Here is a 23,977-nt window from a genome sequence, read left to right on the forward strand (position 1 = left end):
CAGCGCGGGTCGCCGTCGGGCGCGTTCTACACCGGCGGCCAGGGGATCGGCGGCCACTGGCCGCTCGGCCGCGGGTGCACTCCGCCCTTGAGCAGCCCGTCGACCCGCTCCCGCAGGGCCTCCAGCTCGGCCACCGTGATGAGTTCGGCCATCCGGGTGGCGAGGGCGGCCCCCGGCGCCAGCTCGGCGGCGAGCCGGCCCAGCACCGCCAGGGCCTCCTCGGTGAGCGGTTCGCCCGCCCAGCCCCAGAGGAGGGTGCGCAGCTTGTCGTCGGCGTTGAAGGTGACCCCGTGGTCGATGCCGAAGAGCCGCCCGCCGGGCGCGGGCAGCAGATGGCCGCCCTTGCGGTCGCCGTTGTTGATCACCGCGTCCAGCACCGAGAGTCGCCGCAGCCGGGGGTCGTCCGCGTGCACCAGCAGCGCGGTCCTCCCCTCCCCCACCTCCGCGAAGCCCACGGCCTTCCAGCCGTCGCCCGGCTCCTCGCCCTCGACGAGGGCCAGCAGCTCCGGGGCGTCCTCACCGTCCTCGGGGCCGTCGATCCAGAGCTGGACCATGCCCTGCCCGTACGGCCCGTCCCGCAGCACGGTCGGCGGCACGAGGTCCCAGCCGGTCTCCCGGGAGATCTCGTACGCGGCGACCTCCCGCTGGGCGAGGGTCCCGTCGGGGAAGTCCCAGAGCGGCTGCTCGCCCGCGACCGGCTTGTACGCGCAGGTGCGCTCCTCGCCGTCGTACGCCACCGCGCAGTGCAGCACCGCGTTGGACGCCCCGCCGACCTGCCCGAGGACGGTGAGCGTGCCCTCGGCGAGCAGGGTGAGCAGCTCGGGGTCGGTCAGGCTCCGCGACGGTATCCGTTCTGGCGCGGGCATACGTGTCCTTCCGGATCGAGCGGCAGGCTGCACAGCGGGCACGGCGGACGCCCCGCGTTGACGACGTCCAGGGCCCGCTTGGCGAAGGCGCGGGCCTGGGCGCCGCTGAGCCGGACGCGGAGCATCGGCGGGCCGTTCTCCTCGTCCTGGAGGAGCTTCTCCTCCGCCTCCGCGAGGTCGTCCTCGGAGTCGGCGTCGAGCTCGACGAGGGCCTGCGCCTCGACGATCATGCGCTGTTCCTCGCCGTCCCAGGCCAGGGCCATGGTGCCGACCCGGAACTCCTCCTCGACGGGCACGTCGAGCGGCGCGGTGTCGGTGACGTCGGTGGGCGCCACGGCGGGCACCGGGGAGTTGCCGCCGGTGCGGCGTACGACCTCGTCGAGCAGCTCGTCGATCCGCTCGGCGAGCGCGGCGACCTGGGTCTTCTCCAGGGCGACGCTGGTGACCCGGCCCTGGGAGGACGCCTGCAGGAAAAACGTACGGCGGCCAGGCAGCCCGACCGTACCGGCCACGAATCGGTCCGGTGGGTCGTAGAGGAACACCTGACGGGACACGTCCTGCTCCCTTGAGCTTCGAAGGTGGTTGGGCGGCGCTACGGCGCGTCCACCCTACTGCCCGGAGCGATCACGGCGCGCCCGCGCCGCCCCCGACCGTCGCGTCCGCCGAACCGTCACCGGTGGGGGACGCGGCGGCGTCCGCCCCGACGGTGTGTTCGCGGGGCGCCAGGGAGTCGAGGTCGCCGGTGTCGCCGAGCCGCAGGAGGAAGGGCCGCAGCCGGGTGTAGCGGATCGCGGTGACCGAACAGGGGTCGACGTGGATGCGCTGGAAGAGGTCCAGGTGCATGCCCAGGGCGTCGGCGACGAGGGCCTTGATGATGTCGCCGTGCGAGCACATGACGTACGTGGCGTCCTCGCCGTGCTCCGCCTCGACGCGCTCGTTCCAGTCGCGTACGGCGTCGACGGCGCGGGCCTGCATGGCGCGCATGGACTCACCGCCGGGGAAGGCCGCGGCGGAGGGGTGCTGCTGGACGACCGACATCAGCGGCTCGTCGGCGAGTTCGGCGAGCTTCCGGCCCGACCAGTGGCCGTAGTCGCACTCGCTGATCCGGTCCTCGGTGTGCAGGGGCAGGCCCGGGCGCGCGTCGAGGAGCGGCTGGAGCGTCTGCCTGCAGCGCTCCAGGGGGCTGCTGACGGCGAGGACGGGGGCCACGGCGGAGAGCCGGCCGGGGAGGGCGGCGGCCTGTCCGGCGCCGCGTTCGTCGAGAAGGACGCCGGGGGTGCGGCCCGCGAGCACCCCGGCGGTGTTGGCGGTGGAGCGTCCGTGGCGTACGAGGATCAGCGTGGGCATACCCGCCAGCGTACGGCGGAGGTGCGTGGGGGCGGGTTCACGGGGAAGAATGCCCGCCGTGATCGTGGACTGTGCCATCTACCGGGACGGGCGCCGCATCGAACGACCCGACGACTTCTCCGAGGCTCTGGACGAGGCCCGGGACGCGCTGGACGCGTTCCTGTGGATCGGGCTGCACGAGCCGACGGAGGCGGAGTTCGATCGCGTACGGGACGAGTTCGGGCTGCACCCGCTGGCCGTGGAGGACGCGCTGCGGGCGCACCAGCGGCCCAAGCTGGAGGTGTACGACGACTCCCTGTTCGCGGTGCTCAAGCCGATCGTCTACGAGCCCGAGAGCGACACGGTCAGCGCCGACGAACTGATGGTCTTCATAGGAGACTCGTTCGTGGTGACGGTCCGGCACGGCGAGGGCGCCCCGCTGGCGGCCGTGCGCCAGCGGCTGGAGTCCGAGCCCGAGGTCCTGAAGCACGGTCCGACGGCCGTGCTGTACGCGATCAGCGACGCGGTCGTGGACCACTACATGGACGTGGCCGGCGAACTCCAGGTCGACCTGGAGGAGCTGGAGACGCAGGTCTTCGCGCCGACCGGCTCGGGCGACTCGAAGAACACCGCCGCCCGGATCTACACCTTCAAGCGGCAGGTGCTGGAGTTCCGCCGGGCCGCCGGGCCGCTGACGGCGCCCATGGCCCGGCTCTCCGCCGCGGGCGTGCCGTTCGTCCACGAGCACGCGCAGCCGTTCTTCCGTGACGTGGCCGACCACCTGACCCGCGCCAACGAGCAGGTGGAGGGGCTGGACCGGCTGCTCTCGGACATCCTGTCGGCGCATCTGGCACAGATGGGCGTGCGGCAGAACGACGACATGCGCAAGATCTCCGCCTGGGCGGCGATGGCCGCTGTCCCGACGATGGTGGCCGGCATCTACGGCATGAACTTCGACAACATGCCGGAGCTGCACTGGCCGTGGACGTACCCGGTGGTGGTCGCGCTGATGGGCCTCACGGTGTACGGGCTGTACCGGCTGTTCAAGCGGCGCGGCTGGCTCTAGCGGCCCGGGGCAGGCCGCCAGCGCCTTCAGCCTCAGGCGTACTCGTGCTCCGGCACCGCGGGGCTGCCGAGCGCGTCGCGCCGCTCCGGCATCTCCAGGGTCACCATGCGCCGCCAGCCGACGAGGCGCTCGTACGCGTACACGGCGTGGATGCCCGCGGCGAGGACGGCGGCCTTGGGGCGGGACCAGCCGAGGATGCGGCCCATGTTGGCCATCACGGCGAGGCTGACGTCGCGGTAGACACGGATCTCGGCCAGGGCGCACTCGCGCATGATCCGCTGGATGGTCCGGCCGTGCCCCTCGCGGGCGAGGGCGAGCAGTTCCTCGTGGCAGTAGGCGAGGTGGTTGTCCTCGTCGTTGGAGATCATCTTCACCGCGCGGCCGATGTCGGGGTGGTCGCCGAAGTACCGGCGCAGCAGCTGCATCTGCTCGGACGCGCGCTGCTCGGTGATCCGGCTGTGGGCCAGATAGGTGATGATGTCGCGCTCGGTGAGCCGCTCCTCGCCGCGCAGCCGGGAGTGCGCGAGGCCGATGCCCTGCTGCTCCAGGAGCATCGTGTAGTCGGTCTCCGGCGGGACCTCGACGGGCGGCAGTCCGCGCTTCTTCAGAAGGGCGTTGAAGATCCGGCCGTGCTTGTCCTCGTCGGCCCCGTGCCGGACGATCCTGGGGGCCAGCTCACGGCGGCCCTCCGGGACGAGGGCGGCGATGCGGGCGTTCTCCCAGCCGCCCTGGGCCTCGCCGCTCGCGGCGATGGAACAGAAGAGCCGGTAGGACTCGTCGTTGTCCAGGATCTCCTGGAACAGGGTCTTCGCAGAGAGCATGAGGGCCACCTCCGTACCCGTTTTCCGCGGAGCCCAGGTCCGCGGAGCGGTAGTCCGCAGAACGAGTCAAAGGCGCTACGGGGCGGTCGGCAACCGGAGCGGTCACGCACCGCGCACGGCGGCGGCCGGGCCACCGACGGCCGACACGCCCACCGGGACGGCGTAACCCCTGGGCGCGTGGCGCGTTGATCCTGCTGACGGCCGTGGCGGGGAAGACCCCCGAGCCCCCACCACGGCCGTAGTGCTGCCCGCGGTGCTGTTACACGAGCCCGGAGCGCTCCAGGGCGTCCGTGCCGGCGCGCAGGGCGGTGAGCCGCTCCTCCAGGGTGAAGCCGGCCGGGGCGAGGTTCAGCGTGGTGACCCCGGCGGCGGCGTAGGCCTGCATGCGGTCGGCGATCCGCTCGACGGGGCCGAGCAGCGCGGTCTGGTCGATCAGCTGGTGCGGAACGGCGGCGGCGGCCCCGGCCTTGTCCCCGTCCAGGTACTTGTCCTGGATCTCGGCGGCCTCCTTCTCGTACCCCATGCGCTGGGCGAGCTGGTTGTAGAAGTTCTGCTTCCGGCTGCCCATCCCGCCGACGTACAGGGCGGTGTACGGGCGGAACATGTCGGCGAGGCCGTTCACGTCGTCGCCGACCGCGAGCGGCAGCGTCGGACTGACGTCGAAGCCTTCCATGGTCTTGCCGGCCTTCTCGCGGCCCGCGCGCAGCGGCTGGATCGCGGTCTCCTCCAGGTGCTCGGCGGAGGGGAAGATCAGCAGGGCGCCGTCGGCGATCTCACCGGTCTGCTCCAGGTTCCTGGGGCCGATCGCGGCGATGTAGAGCGGGATGTGCTCGCGCTGGGGGTGCACGGTGAGCTTGATCGGCTTGCCCGGGCCGCCGGGGAGCGGCAGCGTCCAGTGCGCGCCGTCGTACGACACGCGCTCGCGGGTCATCGCCTTGCGGACGATCTCCACGTACTCGCGGGTGCGGGCCAGCGGCTTGTCGAACTTCACGCCGTACCAGCCTTCGGAGACCTGCGGGCCCGAGACGCCGAGGCCGAGCCGGAAACGGCCGCCGGAGAGCGAGTCGAGGGTGGCGGCGGTCATCGCCGTCATGGTGGGCTGCCGGGCCGGGATCTGCATGATGGCGGAGCCGACGTCGATCGACTCGGTCTGGGCCGCGACCCAGGTCAGCACGGTCGGGGCGTCGGAGCCGTACGCCTCGGCCGCCCAGCAGACGTCGTAGCCGAGCCGGTCGGCCTCCTGCGCGACGGCGAGGTTGTCGCCGTCCATGCCGGCGCCCCAGTAACCGAGATTGATGCCGAGCCGCATAGCCGCTCCCCTTACCGATCAGTAACGTCCCTTTCCCCGGACTCTAGCGCGGGCGGCGGCGATCCGGCAGGCCCGGCGGACCTCGGGTTGTCCACAGCCCCTGCACCCCGTGGGGCCGTGGCCAGTAATCTCAGCGCCCATGGAGCAGAGGCATCTCGGCCGTACCGGCCTTCGCGTGTCCCGGATCGGGCTCGGCACCCTCACCTGGGGCCGGGACACGGACGAACACGACGCCGCCGACCAGCTGAAGGCCTTCTGGGACGCGGGCGGCACCCTGGTGGACACCGCCGATGTGTACGGGGGCGGCGAGGCCGAGTATCTGCTCGGGCGGCTCGTCGGCAGCCTGATCCCGCGCGAGGATCTGGTCATCGCCACGAAGGCCGGAAACGTCCCCGACCCCTACCGCCGCGTCAACGGCTCGCGCGGGCATCTGCTGGCCGCCCTGGACGCGTCCCTGGAGCGGCTCGGCACGGACTACGTGGACCTGTGGCAGGTCCACGCCTTCGACCCGGAAACCCCGCTGGAGGAGACCCTCCAGGCGGTGGACCTGGCCGTCTCCTCGGGCCGTGTGCGCTACGCGGGCGTGTCGAACTTCTGCGGCTGGCAGCTGGCGAAGGCGGCCACCTGGCAGCTCGCCGCTCCCGGGGTGCGCACCCGGCTGGCCAGCACGCAGATGGAGTACTCGCTGCTCCAGCGGGGCATCGAGCGCGAGGTGCTGCCCGCCGCGCTGGACCTCGGGATCGGGCTGCTGCCGTCCTCCCCGCTGGGGCGCGGCGTGCTCACCGGCAAGTACCGCCAGGGCACCCCGTCCGACTCACGGGGCGCGTCCGAGCGGCTCGCCCCGTTCGTCGAGCCGTATCTCGACGACGCGGCGGCCCGGGTCGTGGACGCGGTGGCGACGGCGGCGGACGGCCTGGCGACGAGCCCGCTCCAGGTGGCGCTCGCGTGGGTCCGGGACCGGCCGGGCGTGGCCGCGCCGATTCTCGGAGCGCGCAACGCCGGGCAGCTCACGGAGGCTTTGTCAGTGGAGGCGCTTAGTCTTCCCTACGAGATCTGCCAGGCGCTCGACGATGTGTCGGCGCCCGTGCACCGCTACCCCGACCAGGACTGGAGCACGCTGTGACTGCGCTTCCCGGGGAGACCCCCGGCACCGGCGGCACGGACACCCCGCAGGACGCCGTGTCCCCGCCGGACGAGGCCGGGGCCCAGGAGCCCGGAGCCCCGGAGCCCGAGGCGGAAGCCGAGGCCGCGAGCGACGGGGCCGCCGCAGCGTCGCCGGTCGAGACCGACGCCGCCGAGGCCTCGCCCGCCCCCGAGCTCTCGGAGGCGCAGGCCGAGCTGGCCGCGCAGCGTGAGCTGCGGGAGCGCATCGAGCAGCGCAAGGCGGCGAAGGCCGCGCCCATCGACGCCGGTGCGGGTCTGAGCGGCACGGCCGCCGATCTGCTCGCGGCCGTCCGGGCGGTGGAGAGCGGCGAGAAGGCGGGCTCCGCGTTCTTCGGGCAGCCCGCCGCGCCCCAGGCCCCCCGGCGCCCTGCCCCGGCCGCCGCCGCACCGCCGCCCCGGACCTCCGCGCCCCAGGCCGCCCCCGCCCCGCAGGCCGCTTCTCCGGAGGCCCTGGACGCGGTGCGCGCGGTGCTCGTGGCGGGCGGGGCCCCCGAGTCGCTGGCCCGCCCGGCCGTCGGCGCGCTGGGCGAGCAGGCGGCCGAGCTGCTGCGCACCGACCCCTGGCAGCTGCTGGCCGTGCCCGGTGTGCGGCCGGAGCAGGCCGACGGCTTCGCCCGGGCCCTGCTGGGCGCCGACTGTGGCCCGGACGACGGCCGCCGGACGGCGGCCCTGGTCGGCTGGGTCCTGGAGCGCGCCGCCCTCCAGGGCCACACGGCTCTGGACGCCGAAGCCGTGCGGGCGGCGCTCGCCGAACGTGCGGTGAGCGACCCGGACGCGGCGGTGCGCGAGGCCGTCGAGGAAGGTGTCGCCCTGCTCTTCCAGGAAGGGGAGGACGAGGAGCCGGAGGAGGACGAAGCGGCGGCGGAGGGCGGCCTCGCGCCGGACGCCGATACGCCTCGGGAGCCGGTCCGGATCCTTCTGGGCCTCGACCGCTACGCCCTGGCCGAGGAGAGTCTCGCCGACGGTCTGGCCCGGCTGGTCAACGCCTGCGAGAAGGCCGCCGACTGGGCGGAGGCCGCTGCCGCCGCCCCGAGCCCGTCGGCGGCCGAGCTGATCCGTACGACCGCCGCAGCGGGACTGGTCGCGCACAGCGGCGGTGAAGCGGCGCGGGCCGAACCCGCCGCGCTGATCGCCGCGGCACGGGGTCTGGGACTACGGGCCTTCGGTGCGGCCCACAGCGAGGACGGCCGACGGCGGCTCGCGGCGGCCACGGGCGATCCGGACACGGCGGTCACGCTGGCCGGTCTGCTGTCCGGCGCCCAGGGGCCCGGCCGGGACGAGGACGGGGCGCTCGCCCTGGATCTGCTGGTCGTGCTGGACGCCCCGCAGCTGGACGTGGAGAGCGCGGCGGTCCTCGTCGAGGCGCTGGCCGACGGCGCTCGGCTGGTGCTGAGCGGTGACCCGGGCGTGCTGGGCTCGGCGGGCGCCGGGCGGGTGTTCGCCGATGTGCTGGCCGCCCGCACCTGCCCGCAGGTCGTCTCCCGCACCCCCGACCCCGGCCCGATCGGCGAGCTGGTCTCCGGCATCGGCATCGGCGAGCTGAACCAGGTCGACGCCCCGGGCAAGGAGGTGGTGATCGTCCCCGTCCGTGACGCGGGCGAGGCCGTCCACCGCACCGTGCAGCTGGTCGCCGACTCGGTGCCCCGGGCCTTCTCCATCCCCGCCGACGAGACCCAGGTGATCACGGTGGGCCACGGCGGGGCAGCCGGGACCAGGGTGCTGAACGAGGCGCTGAAGCAGCGGCTCAACCCGGGCCCCGGCCGGTTCGGCGGTTTCGACCCGGGCGACCGGGTGGTCCATGTGCCCGCGCCGGGCCGTGCGGTGCCCGGAGTGGTGCGCTCGGCGGACGCCGAGGGGCTGCATCTGGACTGCGGGGGCGTCCCCGTCGTCGTACCGCAGGAGCGGGTGGAGTCGTCGGTGCGGCACGGCTGGGCGCTCAGCGCCCACCAGGCGGCCGGGATGCGCTGGCCCGCCGCGGTGGTCGTGCTGCCGGGCGACGCGGCGGCGGGGCTGAGCCGGCCGTGGGTGTACACCGCGTTCGGCCGGGGCGAGCGGCATCTGTCCGTGGTGCACGGGGTGGACCAGGCGCTCCCCCACGCGGTGGCCGAGGTCGCGGCCCAGGAGCGGACGACGCGGCTGCGCCCGCTGCTCGAAGCGCTCCCGACGCCCGACGCGGCTTCCTGAGCGGCCCACGGCCCGGACAACGGTGGGCCCCGGCGCGATGTGCGCCGGGGCCCACCGTCACGTCCGGTGCGAAAAGCGGTGCAGGGGAAGGAGAAGGGTCAGGCGCCGCTCACCGCCGGTCCGGCGAAGTCCTCGTCCGCGTCGTCCTCCTCGTCGAAGACCGCGCTGACGTCGAAGCGGCAGACCACCAGTTCGGGGTCGGCGTCCTCGAAGGGGGCGCCGAGCCACTCCCCCGGTTCCGGTGCCGCTTCCCCGGCCGAGACCCAGAGGGTGGAGTCTCCTTCCTCCAGCCCGAACTCCTTGTGCCGGGAGGCGATCTCGTCCGGTTCGTACTCGCCGAAGAGCACGCCGAGCGCGGCGTGGACGCTGGTGCCGACGACCGGGGTCGTGTCGTCGGCGCCCGGGCCCGCGTCGACGTCGGCGAGGCGCTGCGCCTGGGCGAGGAGACGCGGTGGCTCCGCGACCACGTAGTCGCGGCGGATCAGGACACTGAGCGCGCTGGGCTCCGCGGGACCGGCGTAGGGCGGCAGGGAGTCGTCCGCGCCGGGGATCTCGAAGGGGGTGACTTCGTCGTAGCGGTCGTAGAGGAGTTCGTCGTAGACCTCGGCGGCAGCGGCCAGGGCGTTGAACGCGTCGTAGACGGCGGGGTCGTCGTCCCCGGTACGGCGTTCGACCGCGTCGAGGTGACGGTCGATCGCGGCTTTGACCGCTTCGGCGGCGGCACGTACCTCGGCAGCGGTGGGCTGCGCAGCATCAGACATAGTGCAGACGCTATCCGTAGCGGGGCTCTGCCCGCACAATAGATGCGATGCCGGAATACGAATTCATCGACGTGTATGTGCCGCGCGGGGTCTCCCGCAAGGATGCGGCCCGACTCCTGACCGACCACGCCGAGTACGGACACTGGGAGCTGGACCGCCTGACGCTCCGCAGGGACGGGAGCCGCAGAGTGCGGCTGCGCCGACGGATCATCCGTCAGCTGCGGGCGACCTGGTGACATGGAGCGGGCCCCGCGGTGGCGGGGCCCGCTCTCTTTCGTGGGGGGGTGCCGTGCTGTTTCGTGGGGGGGTGCCGTGCTGTGCGCCCTGATCAGGCGGCGCTGCGCGAGCGGCGGTAGAGCACCGATCCGGCGCCGGCGAACAGCAGTCCGGCGCTGGCCGGGATGAGCAGTTCGAGCCCGTCACCACCGGTCTGTGCGAGCTGCTCGCGGGGAACGTTCCGGGTCTCGGGGGCGTTCGGCTCGGGCGGCTCGCTGACCGGCGGGTCGACCGGCTTCTCCGGGGTGACCGGGGGCTTCTCCGGCTGCTCGGGCGGCGGGGGCGGAACCTCGGCGTCGTTGGAGCAGCTGTTGCCGAAGACGGGGTTCAGCAGTCCGCCGATGGTGACGCTGTTCCCGCAGAGGTTCACGGGGATGTCGATCGGCGCCTGGACCGAGTTGCCGGAGAGGATACCGGGCGAGCCCTGGGCGGTCCCTTCGGCGGCGGCGCCGCCCTCCGGGGCCCGGTGGCGGCCCGTGCCGGGCTCGGAGGTGCGGTCCGAGGCCGTGGTGTCGCCGGCCTGGGCGCCGTTCCCGGAGCCACCGGGGACCGAGCGGTCCTGGGCACCGCCGGACTCGGACGCCGACCGGTCGGATCCTGCTGATCCGTTTCCGCAGTCGTTTCCGCTGGCGGGGTTGAGCAGTCCGCCGACGCTGACGGAGTTTCCGCAGACGTTGACCGGGATGTCGATCGGTACCTGGACCGAGTTGCCGGACAGCACGCCCGGCGAGCCGGAGGCGGTGCTCGCCGCTCCGGAGTCGGCGTGGGCGTATCCACCGCTCAGCGCGAGCACTCCGCCCGCAGCCGCCATGGTGATCAGGCCTTTACGAGTGACCTGTCGCATAGGTTCGTTTCCTGCCTTCTGGCTTCCGAAAAACCCCCGGACATGACCGTGCGGGAGCCGAATGCCGAACGGTCCCGGAGTGCATGGGGTGCACTCCGGGACCGGTCGAGCTCAAACCCTTACGGGTTGACGTTCAACGATCAGGCGTTGACGCAGGTGTTGCCGAAGGCGGGGTTCAGCAGACCGATCACGGAGACCGTGTTGCCGCACACGTTGACCGGCACGTGGACCGGAACCTGGACGACGTTGCCGGAGAGCACGCCGGGGCTGCCGATGGCCGCACCCTGGGCGCCCGCGTCGGCGGAAGCCATGCCCGCACCCGCGAGAACGAGGCCACCGGTGGCAGCCGCAACTGCGACGACCTTCTTGATCATGATTCCTCCTAGTTGGAAAATGCGGTCCCAGCCGCGGACCGCAAACCTTGTAACGAGGAGGAATTCGCGGGGCTACGTGTGAACGGCTCGTTTCACCCGTTCGGACATGTCCGCACAGGTGGCCGAATCGGCGGCGAATCGGTCATGGACCGGTCAGGAATGGTCGATGAACCGGTCGAGCACCCGCACGCCGAACTGCAGCCCGTCGACCGGGACCCGCTCGTCGACCCCGTGGAACATCCCGGCGAAGTCCAGCTCCGGCGGCAGCTTCAGCGGGGCGAAGCCGAAGCCCCGGATGCCCAGGTCGTCGAAGGACTTGGCGTCGGTGCCGGCCGAGAGCATGTACGGCACGGCCCGGGCGATCGGGTCCTCGGCGACCAGCGCGGTCTGCATCGCGTCGACCAGGGCGCCGTCGAACGTGGTCTCCAGGGCCTTGTCCGCGTGCACGTCCTCGCGCCGGACGTTGGGGCCGAGGATCCGGTCCAGGTCGGCGAGGAACTCCTCCTCGTACCCCGGCAGATACCGGCCGTCGACATGGGCGGTCGCCTGGCCCGGGATGACGTTGACCTTGTAGCCGGCGCCGAGCTGGGTGGGGTTGGCGGTGTTCTGGAGGGAGGCGCCGATGAGCTTGGCGATACCGCCCAACTTGGCGAGCGTCTCGTCCATGTTCTCCGGGTCAAGCTCGGTGCCCAGCGCGTCGGAGAGCTCGTCCAGGAAGTGCCGCAGCGTCTTGGTGACCCGCACCGGGAACTTGTGCCGGCCCAGCCGCCCGACCGCCTCGGACAGCTCGGTGATGGCGTTGTCCTTGTGGATCATCGAGCCGTGTCCGGCGGTGCCGTCCACGGTCAGCTTCATCCAGTGCATGCCCTTCTGGGCGGTCTCCACCAGATACAGCCGCAGGTTCTCGTTGACGGTGAAGGAGAAGCCGCCGACCTCGCTGATCGCCTCGGTGACGCCCTCGAAGAGACCCGGGTGGTTGTCGACGAGGTAGCGGGCCCCGTACGTGCCGCCCGCCTCCTCGTCGGCGAGGAAGGCCAGCACGATGTCGCGCGGGGGCTTGCGGCCGCTGCGCATCCGCTCCCGTACGACCGCGAGGGTCATCGCGTCCATGTCCTTCATGTCGACCGCGCCCCGGCCCCAGACGCAGCCGTCCGCGATCTCCCCGGAGAACGGGTCGTGCGTCCAGTCCGCCGCGTTGGCCGGGACGACGTCGGTGTGCCCGTGGATGAGGAGCGCCGGGCGGGAGGGGTCCTCGCCCTCGATCCGGGTGACGGTGGAGGCGCGCCCCTTGTGCGACTCGAAGATCTGCGGCTCCAGGCCGACCTCCGCGAGCTTCTCCGCGACGTACTCGGCGGCGAGCCGCTCGCCGGGGCCCGAGTGGTCGCCGTAGTTGCTGGTGTCGATCCGGATCAGGTCACGACAGAGGTCGACGACCTCCTGCTCGGCCCTGCCGGTGCCGGCCTTGCCCGTGCTGCTCTCGCTCACGCTGGTTCCTTCCGCGGTCGCTGTGGTGCTCCTTCTCATCCTCCCGCGCCCACGGCGTACGCCCAAGGCCGCACACCCCCCGTCACGCACCGTTCACAGCCATCGGGGCGTGATCGAGCACCCCCGAATGTTTGCTATGGTTTTCCACGTCGGAACGGGCACGGCCCGCGAGACAGACACCTTGTCCGGGTGGCGGAATGGCAGACGCGCTAGCTTGAGGTGCTAGTGCCCTTTATCGGGCGTGGGGGTTCAAGTCCCCCCTCGGACACCAGCAGGAGCCCCACTTCGGTGGGGCTCTTTTGCGTCACCGGGCGATCACGGAGAGGGGCGAGGATGCGGGGTCGCAGGAAGCCGCCCGCCTCCCCGCTTCCCCAGCGGGACGGGATCGATGCGGTGCGGGTGCGGTTGCCGGAGGATCGCGAGGGGCGGTGGGCGTCCGTCGGGGAGCATCTCGTCGACCGGTTCGGCGGGGCGATCGGGGCGGACCGGGTGGCCGGGATGCTGGACGCCGGGCGGTTCGTGGGGGCCGACGGGGTCGCCGTAGGGGGATCGGAGCCGTACGCCGCCGGGCGGTTCCTCTGGTTCCACCGGGACTTCGCGGCCGAGGAGCCGGTGCCCTTCCCGGTCCGCGTGGTGTACCGGGACGAGCGGATCGTGGTCGCGGACAAGCCGCACTTCCTGGCGACGATGCCCCGGGGGCGGCACATCGCCGAGACCGCGGTGGCCCGACTGCGGCGGGAACTGGACCTGCCCGCCCTCCAGCCCGCCCACCGGCTGGACCGGCTGACGGCGGGGCTGGTGCTGTTCGTGGTGCGGCCTGGGGACCGGGGTGCGTACCAGACGTTGTTCCGGGACCGGCTGGTGCGGAAGGAGTACGGGGCGGTGGCCCCGTACGACCCCTCGGTGGCGCTCCCCCGGACCGTACGCAGCCGGATCGTCAAGGAGCGCGGGGTGCTGGCCGCCCGGGAGGAGCCGGGCGAGGCGAACAGCGAGAGTCGTGTGGAGCTGGTGGAGCGGAGAGGGGCGCTGGGGCGGTACCGGCTGGTGCCCGCCACCGGGCGTACGCATCAGCTGCGGGTCCATATGAACGCCCTGGGGCTGCCAATCGTCCACGATCCGCTGTATCCGGTGGTGGAGCCGGAGGGAGCGGTGGATGACTGGGAACGGCCGTTGCAGTTGCTGGCACGGGTGCTGGAGTTCACCGATCCGGTCGGCGGGGAGCCGCGTCGCTTCGAGAGTGCGCTGCGGCTCTCCGCCTGGCCGGAGGCGTAAGGCGTACGCGTTCAGTGGCCGCGCTTGATCCACTCGTCGAGCTGCGGGGCCTCCGCGCCGATGGTGGTGGGGTCGCCGTGGCCGGTGCGGACCTTGGTGTCGCCGGGGAGGGTGAGCAGCCGGTCCCGGATCGAGTCGATGATCGTGGGGAACGACGAGAAGGAACGGCCGGTGGCGCCGGGGCCGCCCTGGAAGAGGGTGTCGCCGGTGAAGACGGTGCCCAGCTCGGGGGCGTACAGGCAGACCGCGCCGGGGGCGTGGCCCGGGGTGTGCAGGACCGTGAGCGTGGTGCCCGCCACGGTGAGTTCCTGGCCGTCGGTGAGGGCGCCGTCGGGGGTGTGCTCCGGGTGGGTGTGGAGCCAGAGCGGCAGGTCGTCCGGGTGGAGCAGGATCGGGGCGCCGGTGGCCGCGGCGAGGGCGGGGGCGGCGTCGATGTGGTCGTTGTGCGCGTGGGTGCAGACGATGGCGCGCAGCGTACGGCCGGCGAGGGCGGTCTCGATGGCGGCGGCGTCGTGGGCGGCGTCGATGACGATCGCCTCGGTGTCGTCGCCGACGATCCAGACGTTGTTGTCGACCTCCCACTCGCCGCCGTCGAGGGCGAAGGTGCCGGAGGTGACCAGGTGGTCGATGCGGGCGGTCATCAGAAGACCACCACCGAGCGGAGGACGTCGCCGTCGTGCATGCGGGCGAAGGCCTGCTCGATGTCGCCGAGTCCGATGGTCTCGGTGACGAAGGCGGCGAGGTCGAGGCGGCCCTGCTGGTGGAGGTCGACGAGCATCGGGAAGTCGCGGGAGGGCAGGCAGTCGCCGTACCAGGAGGACTTGAGGGAGCCGCCGCGGCCGAAGACGTCCAGGAGCGGCAGTTCGAGCTTCATGTCGGGGGTGGGGACGCCGACGAGGACGACCGTTCCGGCGAGGTCGCGGGCGTAGAAGGCCTGTTCGTACGTCTCCGGGCGGCCGACGGCCTCGATGACGACGTCGGCGCCGTTGCCGTCGGTGAGGGCGCGGATCGCCTCGACGGGGTCGGTGGTGCGGGAGTTGACGGTGTGGGTGGCGCCCATCTTCTTCGCCGTCTCCAGCTTGCGGTCGTCGATGTCGACCGCGATGATCTTCGCCGCGCCGGCCAGCCGGGATCCGGCGACGGCCGCGTCGCCGACACCGCCGCAGCCGATGACGGCGACGGAGTCGCCGCGGCCGACCTGGCCGGTGTTGATGGCGGCGCCGATGCCCGCCATGACCCCGCAGCCGAGCAGTCCGGCGACCTCCGGGGCGACCTCGGGGTCGACCTTGGTGCACTGGCCGGAGGCGACGAGGGTCTTCTCGGCGAACGCGCCGATGCCGAGGGCGGGCGACAGCTCGGTGCCGTCGAGCAGCGTCATCTTCTGCTTGGCGTTGTGGGTGTCGAAGCAGTACCAGGGGCGGCCGCGCAGACAGGCGCGGCACTGGCCGCACACGGCACGCCAGTTGAGGACGACGAAGTCGCCGGGGGCGACGTCCGTGACGCCCTCGCCGACCGACTCCACGACACCCGCCGCCTCATGGCCGAGGAGGAAGGGAAACTCGTCGTTGATGCCGCCCTGCTTGTAGTGCAGGTCGGTGTGGCAGACGCCGCACGCCTGGATCTTCACGACCGCCTCGCCGGGGCCGGGGTCCGGGATCACGATCGTCTCGACCCTGACCGGCTCGTTCCTGCCCGGTGCGATGACCGCTTGCACCTGCTGTGCCATAACCGTGCTCTCCCTGCTCCCGCGCTTCGCGAAGATCGATCGCGGACCACCGTACGCCTTGGGAGACCCGCTACGGAGCGAGGACGTCCAGTTCGTGCAGGGCGCCGACCGCGATCTCCTTGGTGATCCGTTCGGCGGCCTCCGGGTCGCCCTCGCGGACCGCCTCGGCGAGCCGGACGTGCAGGGTGACGGCGGCCGGGTCGGGGTCCTCGAACATCACCTGGTGGTGGGTGCGGCCCGCGAGGACCTCGGCGACGACGTCCCCGAGGCGGGCGAACATCTCGTTGCCGGAGGCGTTGAGGACGATGCGGTGGAAGGCGATGTCGTGTTCGAGGTAGCCCTCCAGCTGCTGGCCGCGCGAGGTGGCGACCATGCCGAGGGCGCGTTCGGTGAGCTCGGCGCACTGTTCGGCGGTGGCGTGGCGGGCGGCGAGAGAGGCGGCGACCGGTTCGATCGCGGAGCGCAGGACCGTGAGGGAGCGCAGCTGGCGGGGGCGGTCGGCGCCGGCCAGGCGCCAGCGGATGACCTGGGGGTCGTAGACGTTCCAGGTCTCGGTGGGGCGGACCGTCACGCCGACGCGGCGGCGGGACTCGACCAGGTGCATCGATTCCAGGACCCGGATGACTTCGCGGATCACCGTGCGGGAGACGTCGAAGCGCTGGGCGAGCTCGTCGGTGCGCAGCACGCTGCCGGGCGGGCACTGGCCGGAGGAGATCTCCAGACCCAGGGTGTCCAGCACATGTGTATGCAGCCCCTGGCTCTGTGTGGTCATGGGTCAAGCCTACGGGGCGGGCCGACGGAATAATAAGTACGACGTTTACGTCACAGCCTCTTGAATAAGTCGTACCTAATGGGTTTCAGTAGCGCGACGGACCGATGTCGAAGAAGACAGCGAGACACCCCATGAGCACCGCACCCCGCATGAGCACCCCCCACGTCGTCGTGGTGATGGGCGTGGCAGGAACCGGCAAGACCACGATCGGTCCCCTGCTCGCCGCCGAACTCGGCGTTCCGTACGCCGAGGGCGACGACTTCCATCCCCCGGCGAACATCGCCAAGATGTCGGCCGGCACCCCCCTGGACGACGACGACCGGTGGCCCTGGCTGGACGCCATCGGCGCGTGGGCGCACGGGCAAGCGGGGCTCGGCGGGGTCGTCTCCAGCTCGGCGCTCAAGCGGGTCTACCGGGACCGGCTGCGGGACGGGGCGCCGGACGCCCTCTTCCTGCATCTGACCGGTGACCGGGCGCTGATCGAGGAGCGGATGGCGGACCGCAAGGGCCACTTCATGCCCACCGCGCTCCTCGACTCGCAGTTCGCGACGCTCCAGCCACTCCAGGCCGACGAGGCCGGGGTGAGCGTCGACGTGTCCGGCACCCCTACGGAAATCACCCAGCGAGCCGTCGCCGCGCTGCGCCGGCTCGACAGTTAAGGACCATCACCGTGACCAGTCTCAGCGTCGAGATGCTGGCAGCGGACGCCGCCGAACCGATCACCTCGGCAGGCAACGCTCAGTTGGGCATCGCCGTCCTGGCGGGTATCGCCGTCATCGTTCTCCTCATCACCAAGCTCAAGATGCACGCCTTCCTGGCGCTGACCATCGGTTCGCTGGCGCTCGGCTCGTTCGCCGGAGCCGCCCCGGCCGACACGATTCTCAGCTTCACCGCGGGCCTCGGCTCGACCGTCGCGGGCGTGGGCGTCCTGATCGCGCTCGGCGCGATCCTCGGCAAGCTGCTCGCCGACTCCGGCGGGGCCGACCAGGTCGTCGACACCATCCTGGCGAAGGCGAGCGGCCGGGCCATGCCCTGGGCGATGGTCCTGATCGCCTCGATCATCGGGCTGCCGCTGTTCTTCGAGGTCGGGATCGTGCTGATGATCCCGGTCGTGCTGCTCGTCGCCAAGCGCGGCAACTACTCCCTGATGCGGATCGGTATCCCCGCGCTCGCCGGGCTCTCGGTGATGCACGGACTGATCCCGCCGCACCCCGGCCCGCTGGTCGCGATCGACGCCCTGGACGCCAACCTCGGTGTGACGCTGGCGCTCGGTGTGCTGGTCGCCATCCCGACGGTGATCATCGCCGGCCCGGTCTTCTCCCGTTACGCCGCGCGCTGGGTGGACATCAAGCCGCCGGAGAACATGATCCCGCAGCGCCCCTCCGAGGACCTGGACCGCCGTCCGAGCTTCGGCGCGACGCTGGCGACGATCCTGCTGCCGGTCGTCCTGATGCTGCTGAACGCGCTCGTCGAGATCGTGGTCGACAACCCGGAGAACGGCCTCCAGAAGGTCACCATGGTCATCGGTTCGCCGCTGATCGCCCTGCTCGCGGCCGTCCTGGTCGGGATGTTCACGCTGGGCCGGGCCGCCGGGTTCACCAAGGACCGGCTGGCCGGCACCGTGGAGAAGTCCCTCGCCCCGATCGCCGGGATCCTGCTCATCGTCGGCGCCGGCGGCGGCTTCAAGCAGACGCTGATCGACGCCGGGGTGGGCCAGATGATCCTGGACTTCTCCGAGAACTGGTCGATCCCCGCCCTGCTGCTGGGCTGGCTGATCGCCGTCGCGATCCGCCTCGCCACCGGCTCGGCCACGGTCGCGACGATCTCGGCCGCCGGTCTGGTCGCCCCGCTGGCCGCCGACATGTCGACCTCGCACGCGGCGCTGCTGGTGCTGGCCGTCGGCGCCGGTTCGCTCTTCTTCAGCCATGTGAACGACGCCGGGTTCTGGCTGGTGAAGGAGTACTTCGGCATGAACGTCGGGCAGACGGTGAAGACCTGGTCCGTGATGGAGACGATCATCTCCGTGGTGGCCATGGCGTTCATCCTGCTGCTGTCGCTGTTGCTGTAGCCGGCTCCGTACGGCAGTGAACGACGGACGCCCGCCCCGGTACGTCACCGGGGCGGGCGTTTCGCGTGCGTGCGTCGCGCGTCCTCACGTCGCGCGTACGGGGACGTCAGCGGCGGGCCGACTTGCTCTCGGCCGCCTTCTCCAGCTGGAACGCCTCGTTGCCGAGGCCGATCCGGGCGTGCACCTCGGGCTTGGCCTTGCGCAGCACCGCCCCGTACACCAGGCCGCCGACGAGAGCGAGGATGATCACGCCGGGCAGCAGCCAGTTGAGGGCCGAGCCGGGTCCGGAGCCGACGAGGACGTCGAAGTCGCGGACGGTGAAGACGGCGATCGTCAGGAGCGCGAGCCCGGCGAGGGCGGAGGAGACCAGGCGCGGGGCCTGCGCACGGCCCGCGCCGCGCTTGACGAAGAAGGCGATGACGGCGAAGGAGGCGGCGGCCATCAGCAGGATGACGCCGAGCGCGCCGACGTTGCCCATCCAGGTGAACAGCCGCAGGACGGGGGCGGTGGGGTCGCCGACCGGGTTGTCGTCGGTGAACGCGAACGCCGCGATGATCACGACGGAGACGGCGGACTGGAGCAGCGAACCGGTGCCGGGGGCGCCGCTCGCCCGGTTGGTGCGGCCGAAGCTCGCGGGCAGCAGGCCCTCGCGGCCCATCGCGAACGCGTAGCGGGCCACGACGTTGTGGAAGCTGAGGAGCGCCGCGAACATCCCGGTGACGAAGAGGATGTGCAGCACGTCGGTGAAGGTGGAGCCGAGCCGCTCCTCGGTGAGGCCGAACAGCATGCCGGGGCCTTCCTTGAGGGAGGTGTCGGCGATGGAACCGGGTCCGGCGGCGACGGTCAGGGCCCAGGAGCTGATGGCCAGGAACAGTGCGGCGTAACCGACCGCGAGGAACATCACCCGGGAGACCACGATCTGCGGACGGCTGGTCTCCTCCGCGTACACCGGGGCCTGCTCGAAGCCGACGAACGCGGCGATGCAGAAGCAGAGCGCGGTGCCGAGCCCGGCGCCGGTGAGGGTCTCGGGGTTGAAGGCGTGCAGCGACAGGCCCTCGGGGCCCGGCTTGCTCACGGCGGCGATGTCGAAGATCACGACGAGGGCGCACTCGATGACGAGCAGGACGCCGAGCACCTTGGCGTTGAGGTCGATCTTCAGCCAGCCGAGGACACCGACGACGGCCGCCGAGACCAGGGCCGATATCCACCACGCCAGCTCGATGTCGAGGTACGTGGCGAAGATGCCGGAGACCTCGAAGCCGAGGATCCCGTAGATGCCGACCTGCATCGCGCTGTACGCCACCAGCGCCACGAGCGACGCCCCGGCGCCGGCGGTCGGGCCGAGTCCCCGGGCGATGTACGCGTAGAACGCCCCGGCGTTGTGGACGTGCCGGCTCATCTCCGCGTAACCGACGCTGAACAGCATCAGGACGACGCCCAGGATGATGTAGAGCAGCGGCTGGCCGACGATGCCCATCACGCCGAAGACCGTGGGCATCACCCCGGCGACCACCATCAGGGGGGCGCTGGCCGCGACCACCGAGAGCAGAAGGCCGGGGGTGCCGAGCCGGTCGGCACGCAGGGCGCGTTCCTCGCCCTTGTAGGTGTTGATCCCGCCGGTATCGGCCGTCCCCCTGGTGGTGCCGGTCTCGCTGGAAAATGAACTGCCGGTCGACATGGCGGGATGGGTCCCCTTCTCGTGGTTCCTGGTGGTGGGGTGGTGCCCTTCGTGCTTTACGGGGTGCCGAGCGCGTAGGCGCGTGCGGCGGTGAACGCCCCGTGGGGTTCCCGGCCGGAGTACGACCAGGGCGCGGGGGTGGCGTAGGGGCCGATGCGGTGGAAGAGGGCGGCGGCCTCGGCGGGCCGGCCCTCGCAGACCTTGGCGTGGGCCAGGAAGTTCAGGTCGAGGCGGTGGCGCGGGTGGTCGTCGCGTTCCCACTCCAGCCACCAGTCGAAGGCGGCCTTCATCACCTGGCGGGCCCGGCGGCCGGACCAGTGCTCGGAGCGCGCCGGATCGTCGGGCTCGATGCCGGCGGCGACCAGGACGCGGTAGCGCTCGGCGTGGGCGACGACCGGCAGGACGGCCAGCGGGGAGTCGGCGGGGGCCAGTTCGGCGGCCCAGGCGGCGAAGTCGTACACCTCGTGGAGCGGGTCGTGGCCGCTGGCGGGGTTGCTCTCGGCCAGCAGCCCGGTCATCACATGGTGGGCGTGGTGATGGTCGGGGTGGCGCGAGCGCACCTCCTCGAAGAGCCTGCCGGTCTCGTCCGTGCCGTCGTCGCGGCCCCGGTCCAGGAGGAGCAGCGCGAGCCAGGGGGTGGGGTCGTCGGGGGTGAGGCGGGCGGCGGCCAGGCAGGCTTCCCGGGCGCGGGCGGCCTCGTTCGCCCTGGCCTTGGGCCGCAGGGCGCGCATGACCCGGGCGCAGGCGAGGAGGAGGGCCGCGTCGGCGCTCTCGGGTTCGACGAGCAGCCAGTCACCGGCCCAGTCCTCGGCGGACGAGGTCTCGGCGAGCGCGAGTACGCGGTGTCCGCGGCGGTCCCAGTCCCGCCCGGTGGCCACCAGCAGCGTGCGCGCCTCGGACCATCTGCCCTGGACGAACTGGCTGCGTACGGCGCGGAGTTCGCCGTCGTCGAGCGCCGGGTCGAAGACGTGGTCCGAGCGGCTGCCCCGGCGACGGGAGCGACCCAGGGGCGGCGGGGGCGGGGGCATGCCGCAGGCTTCCTTCGATGCGGTGTGCGAGCAGATGATCGCGCACAGCAAAGCGGCAGGCAACGCTCCACGTCAAGGGGCACTGTTCGGCAACAGCTCGGACTTCCCGGCCAGTTGGCTGGATCTGGACGAACCACCGGCGGTATCGGCGCAGCGTGCGGGCGGGACGGGCGGGACGGAGGTGACCCCTGACACACTGTGTGCATGGAGCCTCGTGAACCCCTCGCCCCCTACCTTCTCGCCTTCCCCGGGCCGTTGCGCGACCGGCTGGTGGCGGCGGTCCTCTCCGGCGAGAAGGTGTCCACCACTGGTTTGCTGTGCGAGTACGAGCTGGAGCAGGAGGAACTGCCTCCGGTGGGCGAACGTTCCGCGCTGATCGACTCGGACGGGCGGGAGGTCGCGGTGGTCGAGGTCACCGAGGTACGGGTGCTGCCGCTGGGGGCCGTCGATCTGCAGCACGCGCTGGACGAGGGTGAGGGGTACACGTCGGTGGCGGAGTGGCGGGCGGGGCACGAGCGGTTCTGGCACAGCGAGGAGATGCGGGAGGCGTTGGGGGATCCGTCGTTCACGGTGGACGACGGGACGATGGTTGTCGCGGAGCGGTTTCGGGTGGTGGAGCGGTTGGGGTGAGCGCCGGGGCTCCGCCCCGGACCTCGCTCCTCAATCGCCGGAGGGGCTCAAAGTGCTGCTGCCGCCGCCCTGCCCGCCGCTCTGCCCGAGAAGATGCAGCCGCCCAGGAACGTGCCCTCCAGGGAGCGGTAGCCGTGGACTCCGCCGCCGCCGAAGCCCGCCGCCTCGCCCGCCGCGTACAGGCCGGGGAGCGGGGTGCCCTCGGCGGTCAGGACGCGGGAGGACAGGTCCGTCTCCAGGCCGCCCAGGGACTTGCGGGTGAGGATGTTGAGGCGGACGGCGATCAGCGGGCCCGCCGCCGGATCCAGGATCCGGTGCGGCTTCGCGGTGCGGATGAGGCGGTCGCCCAGGTAGGCGCGGGCCCCGTGGATCGCGGTGACCTGGAGGTCCTTGGTGAACGGGTTGGCGATCTCGCGGTCCCGGGCGGTGATCTCGCGGCGCAGCTCGGCCGCGTCGATCAGGCCGTCGCCCGTCACCTCGTTCATGCCACGGACCAGGGCGTCGAGGTCCTTCTCCACGACGAAGTCCGCGCCGTGGTCCATGAACGCCTTCACCGGTGCGGGTACGTCCGCGCGGGCCCGGCCGATCACGTCGCGGACGGACTTGCCGGTCAGGTCGGGGTTCTGCTCGGAGCCGGAGAGGGCGAACTCCTTGCCGATGATGCGCTGGTTGAGCACGAACCAGGTGTAGCCGTGGCCCGATCCCATGATGTGTTCGAGGGTGCCGAGCGTGTCGAAACCGGGGAAGAGCGGGACCGGCAGCCGCTTGCCGCGCGCGTCCAGCCAGAGGGACGAGGGGCCGGGCAGGATCCGGATGCCGTGCTTGGCCCAGATCGGGTTCCAGTTCTCGATGCCCTCGGTGTAGTGCCACATCCGGTCGCGGTTGATGTGGTGCGCGCCCGCCTTCTCGGCGATGCCGAGCATCAGGCCGTCGACGTGGGCGGGGACGCCGGAGAGCATCTTCTCGGGCGGGGTGCCGAGCCGCTCGGGCCACTGGGCGCGGACCAGGTCGTGGTTGCCGCCGATACCGCCTGAGGTGACTATCACCGCCTGGGCCTTCAGCTCGAAGGGGGCCGTGACCTCACGGCTGCTCGCGGTGCCGCGCTCCGCCCCGCTCGGCTCCAGGATCTCGCCGGTGACCGTGTCGAGCGCCCCGGCCGTGCGGGCCAGGCCGGTGACCCGGTGGCGGAACCGCAGCTGGACGAGCCCCTTGGCGACGCCCTCGCGGACGCGGCGCTCGAAGGGGGCGACGACGCCGGGTCCGGTGCCCCAGGTGATGTGGAAGCGCGGTACGGAGTTGCCGTGGCCGTTGGCGTCGTAGCCGCCGCGTTCCGCCCAGCCGACGACCGGGAAGATCCGCAGCCCCTGCTGGTGCAGCCAGGAACGCTTCTCACCGGCGGCGAAGTCGACGTACGCCTCGGCCCATTTCCGCGGCCATCGGTCCTCCTCCTCGCGGTCGAAGCCCGCCGTGCCGAACCAGTCCTGGAGGGCCAGTTCCCGGCTGTCCTTGATCCGCATCCGGCGCTGTTCGGGCGAGTCCACGAGGAAGAGCCCACCGAAGGACCAGTGCGCCTGGCCGCCGATGGACTGCTCGGGCTCCTGGTCGAGGAGGATCACGGAACGGCCGGCGTCGACCAGTTCGGCGGTGGCCACGAGCCCGGCGAGTCCTGCCCCGATCACGATCACATCAGCGTCGTACGCCATGGGTTCCATCCTGTCGGGGCGGGGGCGGCCGGGCACAAGTTACCCGTGCGTCAGATCTTGGGTACCGGTCGCTGCCACGTCAACCGTCCGGCTGCGGTTGGATGAAACGCATGACGCCTTCTGACGAGATTCTGGACATCGTCGACGAGAACGACGAGGTCATCGGGCAGGCTCCGCGCGGCGAGGCGACCACGCGGGGGCTGCGGCACCGCTGTGTGTTCATCGAGGCGCGCGACGCGGAGGGGCGGATCTTCGTCCACCGGCGTACGGCCACCAAGCTGGTCTTCCCCTCGCACTACGACATGTTCGTCGGCGGGGTCGTCGGTGCGGGCGAGTCGTACGAGGAGGCGGCGCTGCGCGAGGCGGAGGAGGAGCTGGGCGTCTCGGGGCTTCCGCGGCCCGAACCGCTGTTCCGGTTCCTCTACGACGACGGTGCGCACACCTGGTGGTCGGCCGTCTATCAGGTGCGATGCGAATTGCCGGTCTCGCCTCAGGTGGAGGAGGTCGCCTGGCACGCCTTCCTGGACGACGCCGAGCTGGAACGGCGGCTCGGCGCGTGGCCCTGGGTGCCGGACGGGCTGGAGGCGTACCGGCGGCTGCGGGAGCTTCGGGCGGGCTGATCAG

General features: G+C 72.0%; 24 protein-coding genes and 1 tRNA gene. 10 read left to right on the forward strand and 15 right to left on the reverse strand.

Translation table 11 applies throughout. From position 1 onward, the window contains the following. Positions 1–26: 26 nt before the first annotated feature. From IE140_RS20625 to IE140_RS20635, 3 genes are all read right to left on the reverse strand, one after another. Entirely contained in the window at positions 27–866 is an 840-nt protein-coding gene (locus IE140_RS20625) for an SCO1664 family protein (protein WP_150193576.1), read from the reverse strand. Next, entirely contained in the window at positions 830–1,420 is a 591-nt protein-coding gene (locus tag IE140_RS20630; protein WP_030114163.1) for a DUF3090 domain-containing protein, read from the reverse strand. The genes IE140_RS20625 and IE140_RS20630 overlap by 37 nt, the downstream gene beginning before the upstream one ends. A 70-nt stretch (positions 1,421–1,490) precedes the next feature. After that, positions 1,491–2,213 (reverse strand): histidine phosphatase family protein, encoded by a 723-nt coding sequence (locus IE140_RS20635; RefSeq protein WP_150193577.1) that lies wholly within the window; start codon positions 2,211–2,213, stop codon positions 1,491–1,493. A gap of 49 nt (positions 2,214–2,262) precedes the next feature. On the opposite strand from IE140_RS20635, the gene corA reads away from it, so the two are divergent. Further along, positions 2,263–3,258 carry a magnesium/cobalt transporter CorA gene (gene corA, locus IE140_RS20640; protein ID WP_093445025.1) on the forward strand — a complete coding sequence of 332 codons (996 nt, stop codon included), beginning with the start codon at positions 2,263–2,265 and terminating at the stop codon, positions 3,256–3,258. 32 nt (positions 3,259–3,290) lie between these two features. On the opposite strand, the gene IE140_RS20645 is transcribed toward corA, so the two are convergent. Both IE140_RS20645 and IE140_RS20650 read right to left on the reverse strand, forming a co-directional pair. After that, positions 3,291–4,079 (reverse strand): hypothetical protein, encoded by a 789-nt coding sequence (locus IE140_RS20645; RefSeq protein WP_093445026.1) that lies wholly within the window; start codon positions 4,077–4,079, stop codon positions 3,291–3,293. Positions 4,080–4,338: 259 nt separating this feature from the next. Further along, positions 4,339–5,388: an LLM class F420-dependent oxidoreductase gene (locus tag IE140_RS20650; protein WP_150193578.1), complete on the reverse strand. Its 1,050-nt coding sequence runs from the start codon at positions 5,386–5,388 to the stop codon at positions 4,339–4,341. A 139-nt stretch (positions 5,389–5,527) separates the two neighbouring features. On the opposite strand from IE140_RS20650, the gene IE140_RS20655 reads away from it, so the two are divergent. Together IE140_RS20655 and IE140_RS20660 are read left to right on the forward strand one after the other, a co-directional pair. After that, positions 5,528–6,511 carry an aldo/keto reductase gene (locus IE140_RS20655; RefSeq protein ID WP_032767442.1) on the forward strand — a complete coding sequence of 328 codons (984 nt, stop codon included), beginning with the start codon at positions 5,528–5,530 and terminating at the stop codon, positions 6,509–6,511. Then, positions 6,508–8,736, forward strand: a complete 2,229-nt coding sequence (locus tag IE140_RS20660) for a helix-hairpin-helix domain-containing protein (RefSeq protein WP_189460608.1) — start codon at positions 6,508–6,510, stop codon at positions 8,734–8,736. Before IE140_RS20655 ends, IE140_RS20660 begins: the two co-directional genes overlap by 4 nt. A 98-nt stretch (positions 8,737–8,834) precedes the next feature. Here IE140_RS20660 and IE140_RS20665 read toward each other — a convergent pair whose 3' ends face one another. Further along, on the reverse strand, positions 8,835–9,497 hold the full coding sequence (locus IE140_RS20665) for a hypothetical protein (RefSeq protein ID WP_093444395.1): 663 nt from the start codon (positions 9,495–9,497) through the stop codon (positions 8,835–8,837). 47 nt (positions 9,498–9,544) lie between these two features. Between IE140_RS20665 and IE140_RS20670 the strand changes: the two genes are divergently transcribed. Then, positions 9,545–9,733 (forward strand): DUF5703 family protein, encoded by a 189-nt coding sequence (locus tag IE140_RS20670; protein ID WP_006123409.1) that lies wholly within the window; start codon positions 9,545–9,547, stop codon positions 9,731–9,733. 92 nt (positions 9,734–9,825) lie between these two features. On the opposite strand, the gene IE140_RS36525 is transcribed toward IE140_RS20670, so the two are convergent. The 3 genes from IE140_RS36525 to IE140_RS20685 all read right to left on the reverse strand — a co-directional run bounded on the left by IE140_RS36525 (position 9,826) and on the right by IE140_RS20685 (position 12,476). Further along, complete coding sequence (locus IE140_RS36525; protein WP_150197438.1) at positions 9,826–10,617, reverse strand: chaplin; 792 nt, start codon at positions 10,615–10,617, stop codon at positions 9,826–9,828. A gap of 140 nt (positions 10,618–10,757) precedes the next feature. Beyond that, entirely contained in the window at positions 10,758–10,991 is a 234-nt protein-coding gene (gene chpH / locus IE140_RS20680; protein ID WP_006123411.1) for a chaplin ChpH, read from the reverse strand. 153 nt (positions 10,992–11,144) lie between these two features. Then, complete coding sequence (locus IE140_RS20685) at positions 11,145–12,476, reverse strand: M20/M25/M40 family metallo-hydrolase (RefSeq protein WP_150197436.1); 1,332 nt, start codon at positions 12,474–12,476, stop codon at positions 11,145–11,147. Positions 12,477–12,659: 183 nt separating this feature from the next. Between IE140_RS20685 and IE140_RS20690 the strand changes: the two genes are divergently transcribed. Both IE140_RS20690 and IE140_RS20695 read left to right on the forward strand, forming a co-directional pair. Then, positions 12,660–12,747, forward strand: a tRNA-Leu gene (locus tag IE140_RS20690). A 62-nt stretch (positions 12,748–12,809) separates the two neighbouring features. Further along, a complete protein-coding gene (locus tag IE140_RS20695; RefSeq protein ID WP_150197434.1) occupies positions 12,810–13,748 on the forward strand; it encodes an RluA family pseudouridine synthase in 939 nt (312 codons plus the stop codon). Positions 13,749–13,759: 11 nt separating this feature from the next. On the opposite strand, the gene IE140_RS20700 is transcribed toward IE140_RS20695, so the two are convergent. The 3 genes from IE140_RS20700 to IE140_RS20710 form a co-directional block, all read right to left on the reverse strand. Then, on the reverse strand, positions 13,760–14,389 hold the full coding sequence (locus IE140_RS20700) for an MBL fold metallo-hydrolase (protein ID WP_093444399.1): 630 nt from the start codon (positions 14,387–14,389) through the stop codon (positions 13,760–13,762). Then, positions 14,389–15,474 (reverse strand): S-(hydroxymethyl)mycothiol dehydrogenase, encoded by a 1,086-nt coding sequence (locus IE140_RS20705; protein WP_150197433.1) that lies wholly within the window; start codon positions 15,472–15,474, stop codon positions 14,389–14,391. Before IE140_RS20705 ends, IE140_RS20700 begins: the two co-directional genes overlap by 1 nt. 70 nt (positions 15,475–15,544) lie before the next feature. Continuing rightward, positions 15,545–16,246, reverse strand: coding sequence for a FadR/GntR family transcriptional regulator (locus tag IE140_RS20710; protein ID WP_093444400.1), 702 nt, complete (start codon positions 16,244–16,246; stop codon positions 15,545–15,547). Between the two features lie 149 nt (positions 16,247–16,395). Between IE140_RS20710 and IE140_RS20715 the strand changes: the two genes are divergently transcribed. Continuing rightward, a complete protein-coding gene (locus tag IE140_RS20715; protein ID WP_032767453.1) occupies positions 16,396–16,905 on the forward strand; it encodes a gluconokinase in 510 nt (169 codons plus the stop codon). Positions 16,906–16,916: 11 nt separating this feature from the next. Then, positions 16,917–18,314 (forward strand): GntP family permease, encoded by a 1,398-nt coding sequence (locus tag IE140_RS20720; protein ID WP_032767454.1) that lies wholly within the window; start codon positions 16,917–16,919, stop codon positions 18,312–18,314. Between the two features lie 106 nt (positions 18,315–18,420). Here IE140_RS20720 and IE140_RS20725 read toward each other — a convergent pair whose 3' ends face one another. Then, entirely contained in the window at positions 18,421–19,992 is a 1,572-nt protein-coding gene (locus tag IE140_RS20725) for an APC family permease (protein WP_150197432.1), read from the reverse strand. A gap of 56 nt (positions 19,993–20,048) precedes the next feature. Next, a complete protein-coding gene (locus tag IE140_RS20730; protein WP_189460611.1) occupies positions 20,049–21,020 on the reverse strand; it encodes a hypothetical protein in 972 nt (323 codons plus the stop codon). A gap of 204 nt (positions 21,021–21,224) precedes the next feature. Between IE140_RS20730 and IE140_RS20735 the strand changes: the two genes are divergently transcribed. Further along, complete coding sequence (locus IE140_RS20735; protein WP_032775665.1) at positions 21,225–21,650, forward strand: ASCH domain-containing protein; 426 nt, start codon at positions 21,225–21,227, stop codon at positions 21,648–21,650. Between the two features lie 47 nt (positions 21,651–21,697). Here the strand turns inward: IE140_RS20735 and IE140_RS20740 are convergent, their stop codons facing one another. After that, positions 21,698–23,353, reverse strand: a complete 1,656-nt coding sequence (locus IE140_RS20740) for an FAD-binding dehydrogenase (RefSeq protein WP_150193184.1) — start codon at positions 23,351–23,353, stop codon at positions 21,698–21,700. Positions 23,354–23,463: 110 nt separating this feature from the next. Between IE140_RS20740 and IE140_RS20745 the strand changes: the two genes are divergently transcribed. Then, positions 23,464–23,973 (forward strand): NUDIX domain-containing protein, encoded by a 510-nt coding sequence (locus IE140_RS20745; RefSeq protein WP_093444403.1) that lies wholly within the window; start codon positions 23,464–23,466, stop codon positions 23,971–23,973. The last annotated feature ends 4 nt before the right edge of the window (positions 23,974–23,977 follow it).

Origin of the sequence: Streptomyces parvus (genome assembly GCF_014648875.1) — a bacterium.
Taxonomy (GTDB): domain Bacteria; phylum Actinomycetota; class Actinomycetes; order Streptomycetales; family Streptomycetaceae; genus Streptomyces; species Streptomyces parvus.

Coding starts and splice junctions, on each gene's coding strand:
- chpH (WP_006123411.1), bottom strand. CDS start 10,991: ATGATCAAGAAGGTCGTCGCAGTTGCGGCTGCCACCGGTGGCCTCGTT.
- IE140_RS20645 (WP_093445026.1), bottom strand. CDS start 4,079: ATGCTCTCTGCGAAGACCCTGTTCCAGGAGATCCTGGACAACGACGAG.
- IE140_RS20670 (WP_006123409.1), top strand. CDS start 9,545: ATGCCGGAATACGAATTCATCGACGTGTATGTGCCGCGCGGGGTCTCC.
- corA (WP_093445025.1), top strand. CDS start 2,263: ATGCCCGCCGTGATCGTGGACTGTGCCATCTACCGGGACGGGCGCCGC.
- IE140_RS36525 (WP_150197438.1), bottom strand. CDS start 10,617: ATGCGACAGGTCACTCGTAAAGGCCTGATCACCATGGCGGCTGCGGGC.
- IE140_RS20745 (WP_093444403.1), top strand. CDS start 23,464: ATGACGCCTTCTGACGAGATTCTGGACATCGTCGACGAGAACGACGAG.
- IE140_RS20705 (WP_150197433.1), bottom strand. CDS start 15,474: ATGGCACAGCAGGTGCAAGCGGTCATCGCACCGGGCAGGAACGAGCCG.
- IE140_RS20740 (WP_150193184.1), bottom strand. CDS start 23,353: ATGGCGTACGACGCTGATGTGATCGTGATCGGGGCAGGACTCGCCGGG.
- IE140_RS20710 (WP_093444400.1), bottom strand. CDS start 16,246: ATGACCACACAGAGCCAGGGGCTGCATACACATGTGCTGGACACCCTG.
- IE140_RS20715 (WP_032767453.1), top strand. CDS start 16,396: ATGAGCACCCCCCACGTCGTCGTGGTGATGGGCGTGGCAGGAACCGGC.
- IE140_RS20625 (WP_150193576.1), bottom strand. CDS start 866: ATGCCCGCGCCAGAACGGATACCGTCGCGGAGCCTGACCGACCCCGAG.
- IE140_RS20695 (WP_150197434.1), top strand. CDS start 12,810: ATGCGGGGTCGCAGGAAGCCGCCCGCCTCCCCGCTTCCCCAGCGGGAC.
- IE140_RS20725 (WP_150197432.1), bottom strand. CDS start 19,992: ATGTCGACCGGCAGTTCATTTTCCAGCGAGACCGGCACCACCAGGGGG.
- IE140_RS20700 (WP_093444399.1), bottom strand. CDS start 14,389: ATGACCGCCCGCATCGACCACCTGGTCACCTCCGGCACCTTCGCCCTC.
- IE140_RS20735 (WP_032775665.1), top strand. CDS start 21,225: ATGGAGCCTCGTGAACCCCTCGCCCCCTACCTTCTCGCCTTCCCCGGG.
- IE140_RS20665 (WP_093444395.1), bottom strand. CDS start 9,497: ATGTCTGATGCTGCGCAGCCCACCGCTGCCGAGGTACGTGCCGCCGCC.
- IE140_RS20730 (WP_189460611.1), bottom strand. CDS start 21,020: ATGCCCCCGCCCCCGCCGCCCCTGGGTCGCTCCCGTCGCCGGGGCAGC.
- IE140_RS20650 (WP_150193578.1), bottom strand. CDS start 5,388: ATGCGGCTCGGCATCAATCTCGGTTACTGGGGCGCCGGCATGGACGGC.
- IE140_RS20635 (WP_150193577.1), bottom strand. CDS start 2,213: ATGCCCACGCTGATCCTCGTACGCCACGGACGCTCCACCGCCAACACC.
- IE140_RS20655 (WP_032767442.1), top strand. CDS start 5,528: ATGGAGCAGAGGCATCTCGGCCGTACCGGCCTTCGCGTGTCCCGGATC.